The organism is Pseudomonas sp. ADAK18, from assembly GCF_012935695.1.
Lineage (GTDB): Bacteria > Pseudomonadota > Gammaproteobacteria > Pseudomonadales > Pseudomonadaceae > Aquipseudomonas.
Window position 1 is genome coordinate 1053032 of sequence record NZ_CP052859.1, and the last position, 17845, is coordinate 1070876.

The window sequence follows — 17845 nt, forward strand, 5'->3', positions numbered from 1 at the left end:
ATACAAAAACGCCGCTTGGAAATAAGCGGCGTTTTTTTATGGGGGCTTGTCCTCAAGGCTTGCCTGGATGTGGGGCCGGGTATTCACTCATGACCTCCAGCGGTTTCGCATACGGGCCATCCCACAATTGCTCATGCAGCTCACCAATGCGTTTGGCCATCGCAGCATCACGCATCACCACTTCCAGATTGCGCGAATTATCCAGGTAGCCGCCGAGCCAGTTGCTGGTACCCACCCAGGCCACCTGCCCATCAATTTCCATGGTTTTGCTGTGGATCACTCGGGCATAGGGGATAAACCCCTCGGGCGCCTGAGGCAGGGTGACGATCTTGACCTGGATATTGGGCAGTACCGCCAGGCTTTTCAGGTAGGGCAACTCCAGCTTATCGGTGTTCCAGTTGGACACCATCAACTTGACCGAAACCCCGCGCGCCGCCGCAGCTCGCACGGCATTGTCGATCACCGCGTAATACGGCCGGGTTCTATCAGGCCCGTAGGACAGTGGTGCATAGTCCAGCAACTGCACCCGTACTTCGTTCTTCGCTTCGGCCAGCAGGCGCGGCAACTCCAATTGCGAGTCGCCCACCCCAGGCGGGTTGTAGCGTTGCGGGCTGGCGACCAGGTAGTTGCCGGTGCGTGCCGGTTCCTTGCCAGCAGCGGGCAGGGGTACGGGCTTGTTTTCCGCCAGGGCTGCCTGGGCCTGCCAATCCTGTTCAAAGATTGCCTGCACCTGGGCAACCACGCGTTCATCGCTGATGCGAAGCCCGGTTTCGTGGATGTGTTCCAGTGAGCGCCAGTCGAAATTCTGGCTGCCGATAAACGCCTGCTTGCCATCTACCAGCATGTATTTGGCATGGATAATCCCACCGCTCACTTGCGCGTAGGGCAGTACCCGGAACGTCAGGTTGGGAATGGCTTTCAGCCGTTCGAGAGTGGCGGGATCCGACAGCTTCAGGCCCTTTTCCTCTAGCAGGAAGCGAATCCTCACCCCACGTTTACCGGCGGCCTCAAGGTGTTCGATCACGGTGTCCATCACCGATCCGGGATGATCCGCCGCATAGAACTGACCAATATCGATCTGGCTTTTCGCCCCATCGAACAGCTCGATCCATACGAGCCCTGGTTGACGCAAATCCGCAGTCCCCAGCGTGGTGGCCACCGGCACGGTGTGTACTAATTCAAACCCCGGAATGGAAAAATCCGCCTGAGCCAGCGGACTGATCAGCAAGCCAACCAGGCCTGCAATACGAACGCCGAGTAGCGCCCGTGGGAACTTCATGCATGCGGACATAAACGTCTCATATAAAAGAAAGGCGAGCGCACCCAGCGCTCGTCTTGGGGTCAGGCGGTACGACTGTGCATCGGGTTTGGCACCAGGTGCGGCACTTCGCCTTGCACGCGGGCACCGGTGGCGGCGCGGATCAGCAGCATTTTAAGTTGATCATTGATGCGCTCCAGGCTGTCCTGGAAAAAGTTGTGGAACACCACACAGAACAGGGCGATGGCGATACCCAGCCCGGTGGCGAACAACGCCGTCCCGATACCACCGGAAATCTGGCCAGGGTCGGACACGCCAGCACTGGCCAGGGCCTTGAAGGTGTCGATGATCCCTAGGATGGTCCCCAGCAAGCCTAGAAGCGGCGCGGCGGTGGTGATGGTTTCAATGATCCAGAGGCTGCGGGCCAGCGGGGCTCGGGTCGACAGGTATTGGGTTTCGATCACGTCATCCAGGTCCTTGCGCGAACCATGGGACGCCTTTTGCGCCAGCACCGGCCGCACCATGCTCAAGGGCAGGCTATCGCGATGGATCGCGCTTTCCGGTAGATCACGCTCGCTGTGAACGGCGGCGCCCAGGGCGTCCATCAACGATCGGGCCTGGCGCCGTACATAGGCGAAGTAGATGCCGCGTTCGATGGCAATGAAGATCGCGATGGCCATTGCGGCATACATCACATAGAAGGTGATGTCGTGAAGCAGGTTCATGTCCATGATTGTTTACCTCTTGGGTGAAGATCAGAAATTCGCTTACTGCACGCTGTAGTTGAAGGTGGCGGTGAAGCGTTGTTCGTTGCGTCCACCGAAGGCTTGTTCGGGGAACGGCTTGACCTGCTTGATACGCCGCAGGCTGTTAGTGGCGGCCCGATTGAGCAGCATGCTCGACGCCTGGGTCTGGATCCCGGAGTCGAGGACGCGGCCTTGGCGGTCCACCATCAACCAGACCACCACCTCGCCATTGGGGCGTTCGAGGGAAGCCTGTCGTCCGGTGGGGTACTGCTTGTAGGTGTCCAACTCGTTGCGCAAGCCTTTGAGGTAGCCGCCTTCAAGGGCTTGGCCATCGACTTTCGGTGGCGCCGGCGGGGCGGGCGTCGGGGCAACAGCGGCCTGCACGGGCTTGGCGGCGACCGGAGCTGGCATGGGCGTCGGGGTTGGCTTGGCGGCCACGGCCATAGGTTTTGGCAGCGGCTTTGGCTTGGGTTCAGGTTTTGGCAGCGGTTTTGGCGGCGGTGGAGGAGGGGCCGGCTCGGCTTCTTCGTTCTCGATCACCGGTGGTGGCGGCTCTTGTTCCACCATGGGTTCGGGGACCACTTCGGGCTCTGGTTCGACCAAGGCAATTTCAACCGCGGACTCGTCATACACCGGCTGCACTTTCAGGGTTTGGGACTGGATACCCAGTGCAATCAGCACCAAGGCGATGATGGCCGGGACGCCGCCCAGCAGCTGACGCGCACGAAACAGGGCATACATGATCAGGACTTACGCGTGGCGATGGAGATGGAGGTAAAGCCACCCAGGCGCAGGGTGTCCATGACCTCGACCAGGCGGGACACTTCCACCCCCTTGTCGCTGTTGACGATGATTGTCGACTTGCTGTCAGGCTTTTCGGCGGCCTTGAGCACGGGCACCAAGGCCTCGACGGTCAGGTCTTTGCCATCCAGTTGCAGTTGGCCTTCCAGGCCCAGGGTGAGGATGAATTTGTTCTGCGGCTTGAGCTGTTGCGAACTGCTGGCGCTGGGCAATTGGGTCTTCATGCCCAGTGCCGGAATCACGTTCAGGCTCACGAGTACGAAAAACACCAACAGGAACATCATCACGTCGATCATTGGGATCAGCTCGATGTGCGCCTTGCGTTTTTTGGGTTCGTCCCAGGTTCTCATTCCGTTACCCCGTAGTGGATTAGGGGCGACACGTTAGCAACCAAAAATGACCGAATGGTTAACTTTAATTTAAGCTTTTAAGTGTCTAGGACGCGTCTTGCAGAAGACCGTGCAGTCTGTTTTGTGACGTAATGAAACTGACACGATGTGGGTACACTCTTGGAAAATTTACCCGGCGAGCTACCGATATGAGCGCTGCACTCCCTCACCTATTCACTGCGCGGCTGGTGTTGAAACCACTGCAAAAGCACCTGGCCGAGACACTCTCCGAGCTGGCCAACGGGCCTGAGATTGCTGACAACACTGCTGCTATTCCGTCGCCTTACACTCTGGATACGGCGCACTCTTTTATCGACGCTCAGCAGGAGAACTTCCGTTCGGGGCACTCCCTGGGGTTGGGCATTCATCTGCGGGAGACCGACGAGTTGATCGGCGTGATCAGCCTCAGATTGTCGGCGGCGCATCGAAGCGGTCATTTGGGATATTGGGTGGCTGCGCACCAGCGCAACCTGGGTTACACCACTGAGGCGGCTGCCGCGATAATGGCGTTCGGCTTTGCCGAGCTGGCGCTGCACCGTGTCGGCAGCCAATGCTTTGCCCGTAACACAGGCTCGGCTCGGGTGATGGAGAAGATTGGCCTGCATTACGAAGGGCGCATGAAAGGTGCGTTCCTCAAGAACGAAGTGCACGAGGATCTGTTGCTGTACGGGCTGTTGCGGGCCGATTGGCAGCCTGCGTCATGAGTGACGACACTCGCAAGTCGGTAGATCTGGATCGCCGCCGAGTGCTGTCGGGCCTGGCGGTGGCGACGGCCTTTTCGATCCTCAGCCCCTTTGCCCGCAGTGCCGGCATCGACTACCCGTTCACATTGGGCGTCGCCTCGGGTGACCCGTTGCCGGATGGCTTTGTCATCTGGACCCGCTTGGCACCGCTGTTCAACGCCGTCGATGGTCGTGGCGGATTGAGCCGCGCGGTGCCGGTGCGCTGGCGGGTGGCCAGTGATGCGTTGATGACGCGGATTGTGAAGCAGGGCGAAGTCATGGCCTCTGAACGCTTCGCTCATTCCGTGCATGTCGAGGTCGCGGGATTGGAGGCCGGCCGGCCTTATTGGTTTCAGTTTGAAAGCCTCGGGGCACAGAGCCCGACGGGCCAGTCGCGCACGGCGCCGCCGCTGCATGCGATGGCGTCGGCGCGGCTGGGCTTCGTGTCCTGTTCGCACTGGGAGCGAGGATATTTCAGTGCCTATCGTCACTTGGCCGCCGAACAACCTGACTTGGTGTTTTTCCTCGGTGATTACATCTACGACTATTCCTATCCCACAGGCTCCAGCAAAATCATTCGTCCTCATGGCAGTGGCGATGCCGAAGACCTGGCCGGCTATCGCAATCGCTACGCCCTGTACAAATCCGATCCCGATTTGCAGGCGCTCCATGCTGCGGCGCCCAGTGTGGCCACCTGGGACGATCACGAAGTGCAAAATGACTACGCCAACCAATGGTCCCAGGACCCGAACGTCACGGTAGAGCGTTTTCTCAAGCGCCGAGCGGCCGCTTATCAGGCCTTCTACGAACACATGCCTTTACGCGCCACCAGCCTGCCTCGTGGGCCGGATATGCGCATTTACCGGAACCTGGACTACGGCCGACTGGCTCGTTTCCATGTACTGGACGGTCGGCAGTACCGTTCAGTACAGCCGTGCATTGAGGCCAATGGCAGCCGTAAAGGACATATCGCTGCCGATAGCTGCGTAGACCTGAGCAATCCCGAGCGCACCATGCTCGGTTGGAAGCAGGAAGCCTGGCTGGATCAAGGTTTTGCCGAATCCCGTGCACAATGGAATGTGATCGCCCAGGACCTGCTGGTGGCGCCGCTGATCCAGCATGATCCGGCGAGCCAGGCGTTGGGCCACTGGACCGACGGTTGGGACGGCTATAGGGCGACCCGCGAACGCGTGCTGGCGTCCATCGAGCGCAGACGCGCCCGTAACCCGGTGTTCTGGGGCGGGGATATTCATTCGTTCTGGGCCACGGACCTGCACGCCGACGCCAACGACCCAGACTCGCGGATCGTCGCCACCGAGTTTGTCGGTACGTCAGTCACCTCCGACGGTCCGCCGTTTGATGCCTTCAACTCGATCCTGCCACTCAATCCCCATGTACGTTTTTTCGACAGCCGCCAGCGGGGGTATGTGTCGGTGGAGCTGGAAGAGCAGAAGATGCTGACGAACTTTCGGGTGATTTCCGATCCTCGGGATCCGAATGCCAGTGTCTCGACCCTCAAGTCCTTCGTGGTGGAACCGGGGCGGGCGGGGGCGATTGCGGTGTAGTCAGTCCAGGCTATAACGCACCGATAGCGCGCCCTTTTTTTCGGACAGGGCCAGGATCGTCACCTGGCCCAGCGCACCCAGCGTCTGTACATGCGTACCGCCACAGGCGTAGGCCGGCAGGTCACCAAAGCCGACTTCACGCACGCCTTCCTCAAGCGCCAGGTGACGCGGCAAGTCGGCGGCGATCCACTGATTGACTTGGTGTTGGATCGCCTCGGCGTCCATGGTTTGCGCCGACTCCCCACGTATGAAAGTAATCTTTCCTTCGCCTGGCCAGTGATGAGCCTTGATTGGCATCCAGCCCAGGGTTTCGCCGACATTGCCGATCAGATGCCCGGCGGAATGCAGTCGTGTATTCAGGGTGCGACGTGCCTCATCGACCCGCGCATCTATCAGCCCCGGCTCAACCGGCTGATCCACGTAGTGCACGATATGATCTGCTTCCTGGATCACCTTGATCACCTGGCTACCTCCCAGCCAGCCGGTGTCGAAAGGCTGGCCGCCGCCCTGGGGGTGGAAAATGGTCGATTGCAGGGTCACGGCAAAGTGGCCCTCGTGAGGTACGCATTCCAGCACTTCAAGCTCGGCTGTCAGGTGGTCGTGGGTGAAAAACAGGCGTTGGGTCATCATCTACATCCGCATCAGGGTTCTACCTGGCAGTATAAATAGTGCGCCGATGGGTGATAATCCGTTCAACTCTCAATGGACTTGTGCGTCATGAGCATCAATCTTCCACTACCACTGCTGGGTGAAATGGCGATCTTCGTCAAAGTGGTGGAGACCGGCAGCTTCTCCGAAGCGGCGCGGCAACTGGGGGCTTCGCCGTCATCGGTGAGTCGCAGTATCTCGCGTCTGGAAAAGTCCCTGGCGATTCGTCTGTTGCAGCGCACGACCCGTAAGTTACGTCTCAGCGAGGGCGGCGAAGAAGTATTCAAGCGCTGCCAGGAGATGGTCAGCGCCGCGCGTTCGGTGATGGAGATCAGCGGCCAGTACACCCATGAAGCCGAGGGGTTGGTGCGGGTCAGTGTGCCCAAGGCGGTCGGGCGGTTTGTGGTGCACCCGCATATGCCTGAGTTTTTGCGGCGCTATCCCAAGGTCGATGTGCAGTTGATCCTTGAAGACCGGCACGTGGATCTGATTGATGACAACGTCGACCTGAGCATTCGCATCACCGACAGCCCGCCGCCGGGGTTGGTGGGGCGGCAGTTGTTGCCTATCGAGCACCTGGTCTGTGCCACGCCGCAGTATCTGGCCGAGCATGGCACGCCGAGTCATCCCCATGATTTGCTGGAGCACAGCTGTATCTATCTGGGGGAAACCACGGGGGATGCGCGTTGGAAATTCCGCCAGGGCAGCAAGGCGGTAACAGTCGGTGTGAGCGGGCGATATGCGGCCAATCACACGGGTGTGCGGCTGGATGCGGTGTTGCAGCATGTGGGAATTGGCAGCTTGCCGTATTTCACGGCGCGCCATGCACTGGAGGAGGGAGCGTTGGTGCAGGTGTTGCCGGCGTGGGACTTTATTGCGTCCTACCACGGTGATGCATGGTTGCTGCACTCGCCCACGCGTTATCTGCCGCCGAAGTTGCGGGTGTTTATTGATTATCTGGTGGAGTGCATGGCGCGGGAGCCTACGTTGCGCAGGCGATAGCCTGATCAGGAGGGCTGTTGTGGCGAGCGGACAAGCCCCCTCGCCACAGGTCAGCGGTCAGCCTGTCTGATCAGTGTTTGCTCTGGTCGTTGGACATGGCCAACAACTGTTTTTCCTGGTTCCAGTCGAACGGTTCGTCGTTCTGTTCGGCTTCGAAGCGACGTTCTTCCAGGGCCTGGTACAGGTCCAGTTCGTCGTCCGGCATGAAGTGCAGGCAATCACCGCCGAAGAACCACAGCAGGTCACGTGGTACCAGGTGGGCAATTTGTGGGTAGCGCAGGATGACCTGGCTCATCATGTCCTGGCCCAGGTACTGGCTTTCGATCGGGTCGATGGGCAGCAGGGCGCGCAGCTCATCGAAGCGCTCCAGGAACAGGGCGTGGCTTTCCTCGGGCACCTGTTCGGCTTCGCCGACGGCAACCAGGATGCTGCGCAGGTGGTCGAGCAAGACGAGATGATCGGCAACGACGTTGGACACGGAATAAGTCCTCAAGAGCAAAACGGGCGCGAGAGTATATAGTCCTCGCGCCCGTATTTATATCACCGCAGGGATCAGCGGACTTTTCCCTTGGCCTGGCTCAGTTCCTCTTTGCTGAAGTCATCCACGTCGATCACCTTGCGCCGTGCCGCTTCGGCGTCACGCAAGGTCTGCGCTTCGGCCGGTTGCAGCACGCCAGCCTGCAGCGCGGCGTCGATCGCATGTTCGCCAGCGGCAGGCTTGACCTGGCCGCTCTTGAGGCTTTCGTGGAGTTTTTTCTGCAAGGGATGGCTGTCAGCCAACAGGTCGTAGGCATGTTGCAGGGCGCCCACTGGATCGTCGGCCGATTGCGGGCGATAGCAACCCGCCAGCACGGCTTCGAGGGCTGGATCGCCTTTGGCACGGCCAATCACTGCTGCAACTTCAGCATCCAGTGCATCGGATGGGCCCTTATGACGACGCCCGAACGGGAACACGATTACCCGCATCAAGCAGCCCAGCACTTTGTTCGGGAAGTTGGTCAGCAGTTCATCCAGCGCTCGTTCCGAATGGCCGAGGCTTTCTTCCATGGCCCAGGCAAATAGCGGCTCCAGGTGATCGGGCGAATCCAGGTCGTGATAACGCTTGAGCGCTGCCGACGCCAAGTACATATGGCTCAGCACGTCTCCCAGGCGCGCCGACAGTCGTTCACGGCGCTTCAACTCGCCACCCAGCAGCATCATGCTCAAGTCTGCGAGCAGGGCAAATGCTGCTGCCTGACGGTTGAGGGCGCGGAAGTAGCCTTGGCTCAAACGGTTACCTGGGGCCTTTTCGAAATGCCCCAGGCCGAGGTTCAACACCAGGGTGCTGGCGGCGTTGCTGACGGCGAAACCGATGTGTTGCAGCAGCAGCCCGTCGAACTCTTTCAGCGCCTGGTCGTGGTCTTCGCGGCCGGCCAGGGCCATTTCCTTGAGCACGAACGGATGGCAGCGAATGGCGCCCTGGCCGAAGATCATCAGGTTACGCGAGAGGATATTCGCGCCTTCCACGGTGATGAAGATCGGCGCCCCTTGCCAACTGCGGCCCAGGTAGTTGTTGGGGCCCATGATGATGCCCTTGCCACCGTGTACGTCCATGGCGTGGCTGATGCACTCGCGACCACGCTCGGTCAGGTGGTACTTGAGGATGGCCGAGAGCACCGAGGGTTTTTCCCCAAGGTCCACGGCGTTAGCGGTGAGCATTCGTGCGCTGTCCATCAGCCAGGCGTTACCGCCGATACGGGCCAGGGCTTCCTGGATGCCTTCGAAGGCCGAGAGCGGCACGTTGAACTGCTCGCGCACCTGAGCGTATTGGCCAGTCACCAGGCTGGTGAACTTGGCGGCACCGGTGCCCACGGCGGGCAGGGAAATCGAACGGCCCACTGACAGGCAATTCATCAACATCATCCAGCCCTTGCCGAGCATTTCCTGGCCACCGATCAGGAACTCCAGGGGAATGAATACGTCTTTGCCCGAGTTCGGGCCGTTCATGAAGGCGGCGCCCAACGGTAGATGGCGACGGCCGATCTCCACGCCGGGGGTGTCGGTGGGAATCAGCGCGAGGCTGATACCCAGGTCTTCCTGATCGCCCAGCAGGTGGTCAGGGTCATGGGCCTTGAACGCCAGGCCGAGCAAGGTCGCTACTGGGCCGAGGGTGATGTAGCGTTTTTCCCAGTTCAGGCGCAGGCCAAGGGTTTCCTTACCTTCCCATTCGCCTTTGCAGATGATGCCGGTATCGGGCATGGAGCCGGCATCGGAGCCAGCCAACGGGCCGGTCAGGGCGAAGCATGGGATATCGTCTCCACGCGCCAGGCGGGGCAGGTAATGGTTACGTTGTTCGTCGGTGCCGTAGTGCAGCAGCAATTCGGCTGGGCCCAGGGAATTCGGGACCATCACGGTGGAGGCCAGGTCACCGCTGCGGGTGGCCAGTTTCATGGCGACTTGAGAGTGAGCGTAGGCGGAGAAGCCCTTGCCACCGAATTCCTTGGGGATGATCAGGGCGAAGAAACCGTGTTGCTTGATGTGTTCCCAGGCAGCCGGCGGCAGGTCCATGGCCTGGCCGATTTCCCAGTCTGTGACCATGGCGCAGAGTTCTTCGGTGGGGCCATCGATAAAGGCCTGCTCTTCCTCAGTCAGTTGCGCCTTGGGGTAGGCCAGCAGCTTGTCCCAGTCAGGGCGACCGCTGAACAACTCGCCGTCCCACCACACGGTGCCGGCGTCGATGGCGTCGCGTTCGGTCTCGGACATTGGCGGCAGGACTTTCTGGAGCCAGTTGAACAGTGGCGCAGTGAAGTACTGGCGGCGTAGGTCCGGCAGCAGCAAAGGCGCGGCTACCACGGCAATCAGTACCCAGAAGACCAGCAGCAACCAGCCCGGTGCATGGCTGAAGGCACCCATCGCCAACAGGTAGACGGCGACCACACCCAGGGCGGGCAGGGGCGCGGTGCGGCGGTGTGCCAGGTAGGCAATGCCGACCACCAGAACCAGTATCCACAACAACAGCATATTCAATCCTCCGTGAAACCAAGGGCAAAATCACCTCAGAGCTTAGTCGGCATCCGAAAAAGCGGGTGACGAGCGTGTTACGTGTTGTGCCGGGAAGCGCTTTTTAATCACCGGGTCTCAGGCGCCGACATTTGGCCGAATCGTCGTTATCGCTGGGGCGGGCCTGTGGTTAGACTCAGGGCTCGCCTCGGAGATTGTGCTCATGGATACGTATTTGAATCCCAGCCGCTTCATCGATAGTGACCACCCCGCGGTGGTGGAGTTCGCCGAAAAACACCGGGGTTCGAGCCCCGACCTCCGTGACCAGGCGGTCAGTCTCTATTACGCCGTGCGTGAGGCAGTGCGCTACAACCCCTACACTTTCAGCCGCGACCCGCAAACCCTGAACGGCAGCTACGCCCTGGCTGCCGGCGAGAGTTATTGCGTGCCCAAGGCGACCTTGTTGGCCGCTTGCGCACGGCACTGCGGGATCCCGGCGCGCATTGGCCTGGCCGACGTGCGCAATCACCTCTCGACGCCACGTTTGATCGAACTGCTCAGAAGTGACGTATTTGCTATGCACGGTTACACCGAACTATATCTGGATGGCCGCTGGGTCAAAGCCACGCCAGCGTTCAACCAGCAACTGTGCGAACTGTTCGATGTGCCGCCGTTGGAGTTCGACGGTACTCACGACAGTGTTTTCCACGCCTTCAACCGCAAAGGCCAGCGGGCCATGGAGTACGTAGTGGACCATGGGCAATTTCCCGACATCCCCGAGGACTTCTTCTTCGCCCACCTGGAGAAATGTTACCCGCACCTGTTCGGCGAGCAGATGCCGAGTCTCCTGGGGGATATGCAGAGTGATTTAAGCCGCCCGTGAACCGGCGTATGCTGCCTCGGCATTCATCCACCATATTCATCACATCGGGGCGGTCATGCTGAAGATCTGGGGTCGTAAAAATTCGTCAAACGTCAGGAAAGCACTGTGGTGCGCCGAGGAGCTCGGTCTGGACTATGAGGCAATTGATGCGGGCGGGGCTTTTGGGGTGGTCGACACGCCGGGTTATCGGGCGTTGAACCCCAATGGCCGGGTGCCGATGATCGAGGATGGGGACTTTGTGTTGTGGGAATCCAACACCATCGTGCGCTACCTCAGTGCCAAGCATGCCCCGGACTCGGCCTGGTATCCGAAGGACCTGCAGGCCCGGGCCAACGCGGAAAAATGGATGGACTGGACCACCTCGACTTTGGCCGACCCGTTCAGGACCGTGTTCTGGGGCGTGCTGCGTACCCCTGCAGACCAGCAAAACTGGGACAATATCCACGCCGGGCGCAAAGCCTGCATTGATGTGCTGAAAACAGTGGATCAGGCCCTGGCCACGCAACCCTATCTGTCAGGTGCCGAGATCGGCATGGGCGATATCCCTTTGGGTTGCTTTATTTACGCCTGGTTCGAAATGCCCATCGAGCGGCCGTCGATGCCTAATCTAGAGGCCTGGTATCAGCGTTTGCGCCAGCGCCCTGCCTACCAGAAAGCGGTCATGACTGCGTTGACTTAATACTGACTATTAATACAGGTGACTGTACTTGTGCGGCGCGGACAAGCACCATGCTTGTCATGCGCAGCCGTTGTATTCCGCGCGGTCAGCCCACATGTAACAATTCTATTCCTCTTCTTTGGTGCGTAATCCGATATGAGTTCCGCTCTGTCCATCCGGCAGCTAACCAAAACCTACGGCAACGGTTTCCAGGCCCTGAGTGGTATCGATCTGGATGTCGCCGAAGGTGATTTCTTCGCCTTGCTCGGCCCCAACGGCGCCGGAAAATCCACCACCATTGGTATCCTCTCGACCCTGGTCAACAAGACCAGCGGCACCGTGAATATCTTTGGCCATGACCTGGATAAATCCCCGGCCGCGCTCAAGCGCAGCATTGGCGTGGTGCCCCAGGAGTTCAACTTCAACCAGTTTGAGAAGACCTTCGACATCGTTGTGACCCAGGCGGGTTACTACGGTATCCCGCCGAAGATCGCCAAGGAACGCGCCGAGCAATACCTGACCCAGTTGGGTTTGTGGGACAAGCGCGACGTGCCTTCACGCTCCTTGTCCGGTGGCATGAAACGTCGCCTGATGATCGCCCGTGCCCTGGTTCACGAGCCGCGCCTGCTGATCCTCGACGAACCGACGGCAGGGGTGGACATCGAGCTGCGCCGTTCGATGTGGACCTTCCTCACCGAGCTGAACCAGAAAGGCATCACCATCATCCTCACCACCCACTACCTGGAAGAGGCTGAGCAGCTGTGCCGCAACATCGGCATCATCGACCATGGCACGATTGTCGAAAACACCAGCATGCGTTCGCTGCTGAGCCAGCTGCACGTCGAGACCTTCCTGCTGGACCTGAAAAACGACATGACGGTGCCACCGCAACTGATCGGCTACCCGAGCCGCCTGGTGGACAGCCATACCCTGGAAGTCCAGGTGGATAAAGCTGTAGGTATCACTGCGTTGTTCGGCCAACTGGCGACTCAAAACATTGAAGTGCTGAGCTTGCGTAACAAAACCAATCGCCTTGAGGAGTTGTTCGTGTCCCTGGTGGAGAAAAATCTGGCGAAGGTGGCGGTATGAGTTCTGAACTGCAACCCAACCTCGTCGCGCTGCAGACCATCGTCTATCGCGAAGTGAAGCGCTTCACCCGGATCTGGCCGCAAACCCTGCTGCCGCCGGCGATCACGATGGTTTTGTACTTCGTGATCTTCGGTAATCTGATCGGCCGGCAGATTGGCGATATGGGCGGTTTCACCTATATGGAATACATCGTGCCGGGGTTGATCATGATGTCGGTGATCACCAACTCCTACGGCAACGTGGTTTCCAGCTTCTTTGGCAGCAAGTTTCAGCGTTCCATCGAGGAATTGATGGTGTCGCCGGTATCGCCTCACACTATCCTGATCGGCTACACCTTGGGTGGCGTGCTGCGCGGGCTGATGGTGGGTGTGATCGTGACGCTGCTGTCGATGTTCTTCACTCAACTGCAGGTGCATCACCTTGGGGTGACCATTTTGGTGGTGGTGCTGACGGCGACGATCTTTTCGTTGTTGGGTTTTATCAACGCGGTATTTGCGCGTAACTTCGACGATATTTCGATTATTCCGACGTTTGTGCTGACGCCGTTGACGTATCTGGGTGGGGTGTTTTATTCGATCACCTTGCTGCCGCCGTTCTGGCAGACGGTGTCGTTGGCTAACCCTGTATTGCATATGGTCAACGCCTTCCGCTATGGCATCCTGGGCGTGTCGGATATCAAGATCAGCGTGGCGATCACCTTTATGCTGGTGGCGACGGTGGTGCTGTATGTCGGTTGTGCGCGGTTGCTGGTGAGCGGGCGTGGGATGCGTACGTGATTGTTGGTTTTTAGAGAGTAAGACGGCCTCTTGATGAGGCCTTTTTTTTGGGTGTACATCGATCAAATGTGGGAGTTGTCGAGCTTTAGCGAGGCTACGATGGCGGGCTGATAGCCGACTGTTTTCTGGGGCTCTGTGTGTATATCCGTTGCTGCGGGAATGGCTGCTGTTGGTTCCGCCCTTACGGCGGGTCACTTTTGGCAAACGCCCCAAAAGTAACCAAAAGGGCTTTGCCCCACCACTCGGTGCCTCGCCTAGGCTCGGGATGCCTGAACGTAGACATTGCTCCGTGGGCCGCCGCAATGGGCCATCCATGGTCCAGTGCGGCTAAACCGGCGTCCTGCCAGTTTACCCACGGACCAATGCCTACGTTCAGCCAGCGTGGTTTAACGGGGCGCCTAAGATCAAAAACAGAGCGAGGCGGCCTAGTAGCCGACCTAGTATCTGAAGCGTATGCGTTTCCTCCTCACACCCTCACGTAGCAGCTGTCGAGCGCTAGCGAGGCTGCGTGCTCTTGATCTTGCAGTTGATCTGCTTTTGATTTTGATCTGAGGCGCCCCGTTAAACCACGCTGGCCGAACGTAGGTATTACGCAGTGGGTAAACCGGCAGGACGCCGGTTTAGCCGCGTTGGGCCATGGATGGCCCGTCGCGGCGGCCCACGGAGTAATGCCTGCGTTCGGGCACACCGAGCCTGAGCGAGGTGCCGAGTGGTGGGGCAAGAGCCCTTTGGTTACTTTGGGGCTTTTCCAAAGTGACCCGCCGTAAGGGCGGAACCTTAGGTTGCCGTTACCCAAAAAACGGATATGTACCCAAACCCCCCATCACCCCCGCAACGCAACCTCAATCAACTCATGCAACTCCCCAACCCCCAACGGCGCACTGGAAAACAGAATCCGAAACACGGTCGGTGCCACTACCAGATTCAGCAGTCGATCCAGATTGGGCAACACATCTCCACTGTCCCGGTAGCGATCCAGGATGATCTGCAACTGCCCTCCGAGAATGTTCACGCAATACCCAGGCGTCTGTGTGGATTGCACATCGCGCATCATATTACGCCCAGGCTCTGAACTCATTTCATCCAGATATTGCTCGGCCCAGGCGCGTATATCACCCCGCAGGCTGCCGGTGTTGACAGGCTCGCTGTCCGGCCGCATACGGGCCAGGGCCACATCGGCGAGCAGGGCGGACAAGTCACCCCAGCGGCGGTAGATCGTCGAGGGCGTCACGCCTGCGCGAGCAGCAATCATCGGCACGGTAACGCTGGAACGCTCATGAGCTTCCAACAATTCACGCACGGCAGAGTGCACTGATTCTTGTACCCGGGCACTGCGGCCTCCCGGGCGAAGGCCTTCTTTTATCGCCATGACCAAACCTTAACACAAAGAATTTGCTTTAAGCGGCAGGCAGTAGCACACTCCGCAAAAGCAAAATATTAGCTTTAGCGGAGCGTGCTCATGTCCAGCGTCACTTCACATCGATCCAGCCTGGCGTTTCTGGCGATCACCTTGCTGACCTTTCTCGCCGCGTCCAGCGCGCCTACGCCGCTGTATCACCTCTATCAGGAAGGCCTGCACTTTTCCGCAGCTACACTGACGCTGATTTTCGGCGTGTATGCCATCAGCCTGTTGGTGGCGCTGTTGACCGTCGGGTCGCTGTCGGATTACCTGGGGCGCAAACCGGTGATTTTTGCCGCATTGGTCCTGGATGTGCTGGCGATGCTGCTGTTTATCAATGCCGACAGTGTCGCCTGGTTGATCGCTGCCCGGACGATGCAAGGATTTGCCACCGGCATGGCTACGGCTGTACTGGGGGCGGCGCTGCTGGATACCGATCGCCAGCAAGGTCCGTTGGTCAACAGTGTGGCACCGTTGCTGGGCATGGCGTGTGGCGCCATGGGCAGCAGTTTGCTGGTGGAGTTCGCACCGTTGCCCACCCAATTGATTTACTGGACGTTGCTGGCGCTGATGCTGATGCAGGCGCTGTATGTCTGGCGTTTGCCGGAGACTGTGAGTCGGATACCTGGCGCGCTGGCGTCGTTGCGGCCGACGTTGCATGTACCGCCCCAGGCGCGTCGGGCGTTGTGGTTGTCGCTGCCGGTGGACATCGCGGTGTGGGCCGTGGGTGGTTTCTACCTGTCCCTGGCGCCGTCGCTGGTCAGGGCAGCGACCGGGTCCACCTCCAATCTGATTGGTGGCAGCCTGGTGGCGGTATTGACCTTGAGTGGCGCGGTGATGATCTTCAGCCTGCGCAATCGTCCGGCCCAGAAAGTCCTGCGTTTGGGTGCAAGCCTGTTGGTCGTGGGCGTGGCGCTGATCCTAGTGGCTGTCCACACTGCCAGCTTGCCGCTGTTTTTTATCGCGACGCTGATCGCCGGCAGCGGCTTCGGTGCGGGATTCCTGGGGGCGTTGCGCAGCGTCGTGCCGCTGGCCTTGCCTCATGAGCGGGCCGGGCTGATGTCGGCGTTCTACGTATTGAGCTACCTGGCGTTCTGCCTGCCGTCGCTGTTGGCGGGCAATCTCACCCGCACCTTTGGGTTGATTGCCACCACCGATGGCTATGGCGCGGTGCTGATTGTGTTGGCCCTCAGTGCCTTGTTCGGCTTGATGATGCAAGGTTCGGCCAAGGTTGAGGCGACGCCTGGCAACTGATTCGGTAATAATCAGCCACCCGCGTTTAGCACGCTTTGAGATTCAAGTATGAAGATCATCCGCAGCAAGGATTTCACCGGTAGCCGCGCCTGGGAGGCGTTGGATATCGCCAGCATGAACGGCATCACCACACGCCTGCACTGGACCGACCAGCCTTACCGCTGGCACGTCAACGACGGTGAAGAAGTCTTCGTGGTCCTTGATGGCCAGGTGCAGATGCACTACCGGGAGAAGGGTGAGGAGCAGATCGTGCTGCTTGAGGTCGGTGACATCTTTTACGCCAGTGTCGGCACCGAGCATGTGGCTCATCCGCTGGGTGTGGCGCGGGTGTTGGTGGTCGAGTCGGAGGGCAGTGTTTAGCTGTATATCTACAAAGCAGATAACAGTTAGAGATATTACCCGTTATATAGATATTCGATACGGTTCTATCATGGGCTCAACCTCATACGAGGAAGAGGATGACACCATGACCTGCCCCAACAGCACCACTCCCAGCTTCAAGCCATTCAGCCACTTGGCCCGTCCACGGGAAGTGATTCGCCAGTTCACCCCCAATTGGTTTGCCGCCACCATGGGCACCGGGGTGCTGGCGTTGGCATTGGCGCAACTGCCGTTCAACCTGCCGGGGTTGCATGCCTTTGCTGAGGGGCTGTGGTTGTTCACGATCTTTCTGTTTGTGCTGTTCAGTGCCTTGTACACCGCGCGCTGGGTGATGTTTTTCGACGAAGCACGACGAATCTTCGGGCATTCCACGGTCTCGATGTTTTTCGGCACCATCCCCATGGGCCTGGCGACCATCATCAATGGCTTCCTGCTGTTCGGCGTGCCGCGCTGGGGCGAGGGCGTGGTACCGCTGGCCGAAGTGCTGTGGTGGCTGGATGTGGCAATGGCCCTGGCCTGCGGTGTGTTGATTCCATTCATGATGTTTACCCGTCAGGAACACAGCATCGACCAAATGACTGCCGTCTGGCTGCTGCCAGTGGTGGCCGCTGAAGTCGCCGCCGCCAGCGGAGGCCTGTTGGCGCCGCACCTGGCTGACGCCCATTCGCAACTGGTGATGTTGGTGACCAGCTACGTACTGTGGGCATTTTCCCTGCCGGTGGCGTTCAGCATCCTGACCATCCTGATGTTGCGCATGGCCCTGCATAAACTGCCTCACGCCAACATGGCCGCTTCGAGCTGGCTGGCTCTGGGCCCCATTGGCACCGGTGCGCTGGGCATGTTGCTGCTGGGCAGCGATGCGCCGGCAATCTTTGCCGCCAACGGGTTGCCGGGCGTAGGTGAGATGGCCAACGGCATCGGCCTGGTGGCTGGCATCACTTTGTGGGGCTTCGGCTTGTGGTGGATGTTGATCGCGGTGTTGATTACCCTGCGCTACCTGCGCGCCGGCATTCCGTTCAACCTCGGCTGGTGGGGTTTCACCTTCCCGTTGGGGGTTTACTCGCTGGCTACGCTGAAACTGGCGAGCACCTTGCACCTGGCTTTTTTCAGCGTTGTCGGCAGCGTGCTGGTTGGTGCCCTGGCCCTGATGTGGCTGATTGTTGCCAAGCGCACCGTGCAGGGCGCCTATAAAGGAGAACTTTTTGTTTCGCCTTGCATTGCAGGACTAGGGAATAAGTAAGCGGGATTAGGTAAAGTCGTGGCCTGAAAATTAATAACAGCCTTCAGGCCACGCA

General features: G+C 59.4%; 18 protein-coding genes. 10 read left to right on the top strand and 8 right to left on the bottom strand.

What is annotated here, in order from left to right:
* Window positions 1–52: 52 nt before the first annotated feature.
* From HKK55_RS04880 to HKK55_RS04895, 4 genes are read right to left on the bottom strand one after another with little or no spacing between them, the layout of a single operon-like run.
* Window positions 53–1291: a phospholipase D-like domain-containing protein gene (locus tag HKK55_RS04880; protein ID WP_169353602.1), complete on the bottom strand. Its 1239-nt coding sequence runs from the start codon at window positions 1289–1291 to the stop codon at window positions 53–55.
* A 50-nt stretch (window positions 1292–1341) separates the two neighbouring features.
* Entirely contained in the window at window positions 1342–1989 is a 648-nt protein-coding gene (locus HKK55_RS04885) for a MotA/TolQ/ExbB proton channel family protein (RefSeq protein WP_169353603.1), read from the bottom strand.
* A 36-nt stretch (window positions 1990–2025) separates the two neighbouring features.
* Window positions 2026–2745 (bottom strand): energy transducer TonB, encoded by a 720-nt coding sequence (locus tag HKK55_RS04890; RefSeq protein ID WP_169353604.1) that lies wholly within the window; start codon window positions 2743–2745, stop codon window positions 2026–2028.
* Window positions 2746–2747: 2 nt separating this feature from the next.
* The gene (locus HKK55_RS04895; RefSeq protein ID WP_169353605.1) at window positions 2748–3155 is read right to left on the bottom strand and encodes a biopolymer transporter ExbD; all 408 of its coding nucleotides are present in this window, start codon (window positions 3153–3155) and stop codon (window positions 2748–2750) included.
* A 188-nt stretch (window positions 3156–3343) separates the two neighbouring features.
* Between HKK55_RS04895 and HKK55_RS04900 the strand changes: the two genes are divergently transcribed.
* Complete coding sequence (locus tag HKK55_RS04900) at window positions 3344–3898, top strand: GNAT family N-acetyltransferase (RefSeq protein ID WP_169353606.1); 555 nt, start codon at window positions 3344–3346, stop codon at window positions 3896–3898.
* Window positions 3895–5481: an alkaline phosphatase gene (locus HKK55_RS04905; protein WP_169353607.1), complete on the top strand. Its 1587-nt coding sequence runs from the start codon at window positions 3895–3897 to the stop codon at window positions 5479–5481. The genes HKK55_RS04900 and HKK55_RS04905 overlap by 4 nt, the downstream gene beginning before the upstream one ends.
* On the opposite strand, the gene HKK55_RS04910 is transcribed toward HKK55_RS04905, so the two are convergent.
* Window positions 5482–6108, bottom strand: a complete 627-nt coding sequence (locus tag HKK55_RS04910; RefSeq protein WP_169357783.1) for an alanyl-tRNA editing protein — start codon at window positions 6106–6108, stop codon at window positions 5482–5484.
* A gap of 90 nt (window positions 6109–6198) precedes the next feature.
* Between HKK55_RS04910 and HKK55_RS04915 the strand changes: the two genes are divergently transcribed.
* Window positions 6199–7131, top strand: coding sequence for a LysR family transcriptional regulator (locus tag HKK55_RS04915; RefSeq protein WP_169353608.1), 933 nt, complete (start codon window positions 6199–6201; stop codon window positions 7129–7131).
* A gap of 70 nt (window positions 7132–7201) precedes the next feature.
* Here HKK55_RS04915 and HKK55_RS04920 read toward each other — a convergent pair whose 3' ends face one another.
* Both HKK55_RS04920 and HKK55_RS04925 read right to left on the bottom strand, forming a co-directional pair.
* Complete coding sequence (locus HKK55_RS04920; protein ID WP_169353609.1) at window positions 7202–7609, bottom strand: PA2817 family protein; 408 nt, start codon at window positions 7607–7609, stop codon at window positions 7202–7204.
* A 74-nt stretch (window positions 7610–7683) separates the two neighbouring features.
* Entirely contained in the window at window positions 7684–10131 is a 2448-nt protein-coding gene (locus tag HKK55_RS04925) for an acyl-CoA dehydrogenase (RefSeq protein WP_169353610.1), read from the bottom strand.
* Window positions 10132–10333: 202 nt separating this feature from the next.
* Here HKK55_RS04925 and HKK55_RS04930 point away from each other — a divergent pair, with 202 nt between their 5' ends.
* From HKK55_RS04930 to HKK55_RS04945, 4 genes are all read left to right on the top strand, one after another.
* Entirely contained in the window at window positions 10334–10993 is a 660-nt protein-coding gene (locus HKK55_RS04930; RefSeq protein ID WP_169353611.1) for a transglutaminase family protein, read from the top strand.
* Window positions 10994–11048: 55 nt separating this feature from the next.
* The gene (locus HKK55_RS04935; protein WP_169353612.1) at window positions 11049–11672 is read left to right on the top strand and encodes a glutathione S-transferase family protein; all 624 of its coding nucleotides are present in this window, start codon (window positions 11049–11051) and stop codon (window positions 11670–11672) included.
* Window positions 11673–11807: 135 nt separating this feature from the next.
* On the top strand, window positions 11808–12740 hold the full coding sequence (locus HKK55_RS04940; RefSeq protein WP_169353613.1) for an ABC transporter ATP-binding protein: 933 nt from the start codon (window positions 11808–11810) through the stop codon (window positions 12738–12740).
* Complete coding sequence (locus HKK55_RS04945) at window positions 12737–13516, top strand: ABC transporter permease (RefSeq protein WP_169353614.1); 780 nt, start codon at window positions 12737–12739, stop codon at window positions 13514–13516. Before HKK55_RS04940 ends, HKK55_RS04945 begins: the two co-directional genes overlap by 4 nt.
* A gap of 823 nt (window positions 13517–14339) precedes the next feature.
* Here HKK55_RS04945 and HKK55_RS04950 read toward each other — a convergent pair.
* Window positions 14340–14885, bottom strand: a complete 546-nt coding sequence (locus HKK55_RS04950; protein WP_169353615.1) for a TetR/AcrR family transcriptional regulator — start codon at window positions 14883–14885, stop codon at window positions 14340–14342.
* 90 nt (window positions 14886–14975) lie between these two features.
* On the opposite strand from HKK55_RS04950, the gene HKK55_RS04955 reads away from it, so the two are divergent.
* From HKK55_RS04955 to HKK55_RS04965, 3 genes are all read left to right on the top strand, one after another.
* Complete coding sequence (locus HKK55_RS04955; protein ID WP_169353616.1) at window positions 14976–16169, top strand: MFS transporter; 1194 nt, start codon at window positions 14976–14978, stop codon at window positions 16167–16169.
* Window positions 16170–16217: 48 nt separating this feature from the next.
* Window positions 16218–16529 carry a cupin gene (locus HKK55_RS04960; protein ID WP_169353617.1) on the top strand — a complete coding sequence of 104 codons (312 nt, stop codon included), beginning with the start codon at window positions 16218–16220 and terminating at the stop codon, window positions 16527–16529.
* A gap of 106 nt (window positions 16530–16635) precedes the next feature.
* Window positions 16636–17790, top strand: coding sequence for a TDT family transporter (locus tag HKK55_RS04965; protein ID WP_169357784.1), 1155 nt, complete (start codon window positions 16636–16638; stop codon window positions 17788–17790).
* Window positions 17791–17845 lie beyond the last annotated feature (55 nt).

Excerpts from the sequence above, each read along its gene's own strand:
- HKK55_RS04885 (WP_169353603.1), bottom strand. The coding sequence starts at position 1,989 with ATGGACATGAACCTGCTTCACGACATCACCTTCTATGTGATGTATGCC.
- HKK55_RS04935 (WP_169353612.1), top strand. The coding sequence starts at position 11,049 with ATGCTGAAGATCTGGGGTCGTAAAAATTCGTCAAACGTCAGGAAAGCA.
- HKK55_RS04890 (WP_169353604.1), bottom strand. The coding sequence starts at position 2,745 with ATGTATGCCCTGTTTCGTGCGCGTCAGCTGCTGGGCGGCGTCCCGGCC.
- HKK55_RS04965 (WP_169357784.1), top strand. The coding sequence starts at position 16,636 with ATGACCTGCCCCAACAGCACCACTCCCAGCTTCAAGCCATTCAGCCAC.
- HKK55_RS04945 (WP_169353614.1), top strand. The coding sequence starts at position 12,737 with ATGAGTTCTGAACTGCAACCCAACCTCGTCGCGCTGCAGACCATCGTC.
- HKK55_RS04955 (WP_169353616.1), top strand. The coding sequence starts at position 14,976 with ATGTCCAGCGTCACTTCACATCGATCCAGCCTGGCGTTTCTGGCGATC.
- HKK55_RS04940 (WP_169353613.1), top strand. The coding sequence starts at position 11,808 with ATGAGTTCCGCTCTGTCCATCCGGCAGCTAACCAAAACCTACGGCAAC.
- HKK55_RS04950 (WP_169353615.1), bottom strand. The coding sequence starts at position 14,885 with ATGGCGATAAAAGAAGGCCTTCGCCCGGGAGGCCGCAGTGCCCGGGTA.
- HKK55_RS04915 (WP_169353608.1), top strand. The coding sequence starts at position 6,199 with ATGAGCATCAATCTTCCACTACCACTGCTGGGTGAAATGGCGATCTTC.
- HKK55_RS04960 (WP_169353617.1), top strand. The coding sequence starts at position 16,218 with ATGAAGATCATCCGCAGCAAGGATTTCACCGGTAGCCGCGCCTGGGAG.
- HKK55_RS04880 (WP_169353602.1), bottom strand. The coding sequence starts at position 1,291 with ATGTCCGCATGCATGAAGTTCCCACGGGCGCTACTCGGCGTTCGTATT.
- HKK55_RS04905 (WP_169353607.1), top strand. The coding sequence starts at position 3,895 with ATGAGTGACGACACTCGCAAGTCGGTAGATCTGGATCGCCGCCGAGTG.
- HKK55_RS04930 (WP_169353611.1), top strand. The coding sequence starts at position 10,334 with ATGGATACGTATTTGAATCCCAGCCGCTTCATCGATAGTGACCACCCC.
- HKK55_RS04895 (WP_169353605.1), bottom strand. The coding sequence starts at position 3,155 with ATGAGAACCTGGGACGAACCCAAAAAACGCAAGGCGCACATCGAGCTG.
- HKK55_RS04925 (WP_169353610.1), bottom strand. The coding sequence starts at position 10,131 with ATGCTGTTGTTGTGGATACTGGTTCTGGTGGTCGGCATTGCCTACCTG.
- HKK55_RS04900 (WP_169353606.1), top strand. The coding sequence starts at position 3,344 with ATGAGCGCTGCACTCCCTCACCTATTCACTGCGCGGCTGGTGTTGAAA.
- HKK55_RS04910 (WP_169357783.1), bottom strand. The coding sequence starts at position 6,108 with ATGACCCAACGCCTGTTTTTCACCCACGACCACCTGACAGCCGAGCTT.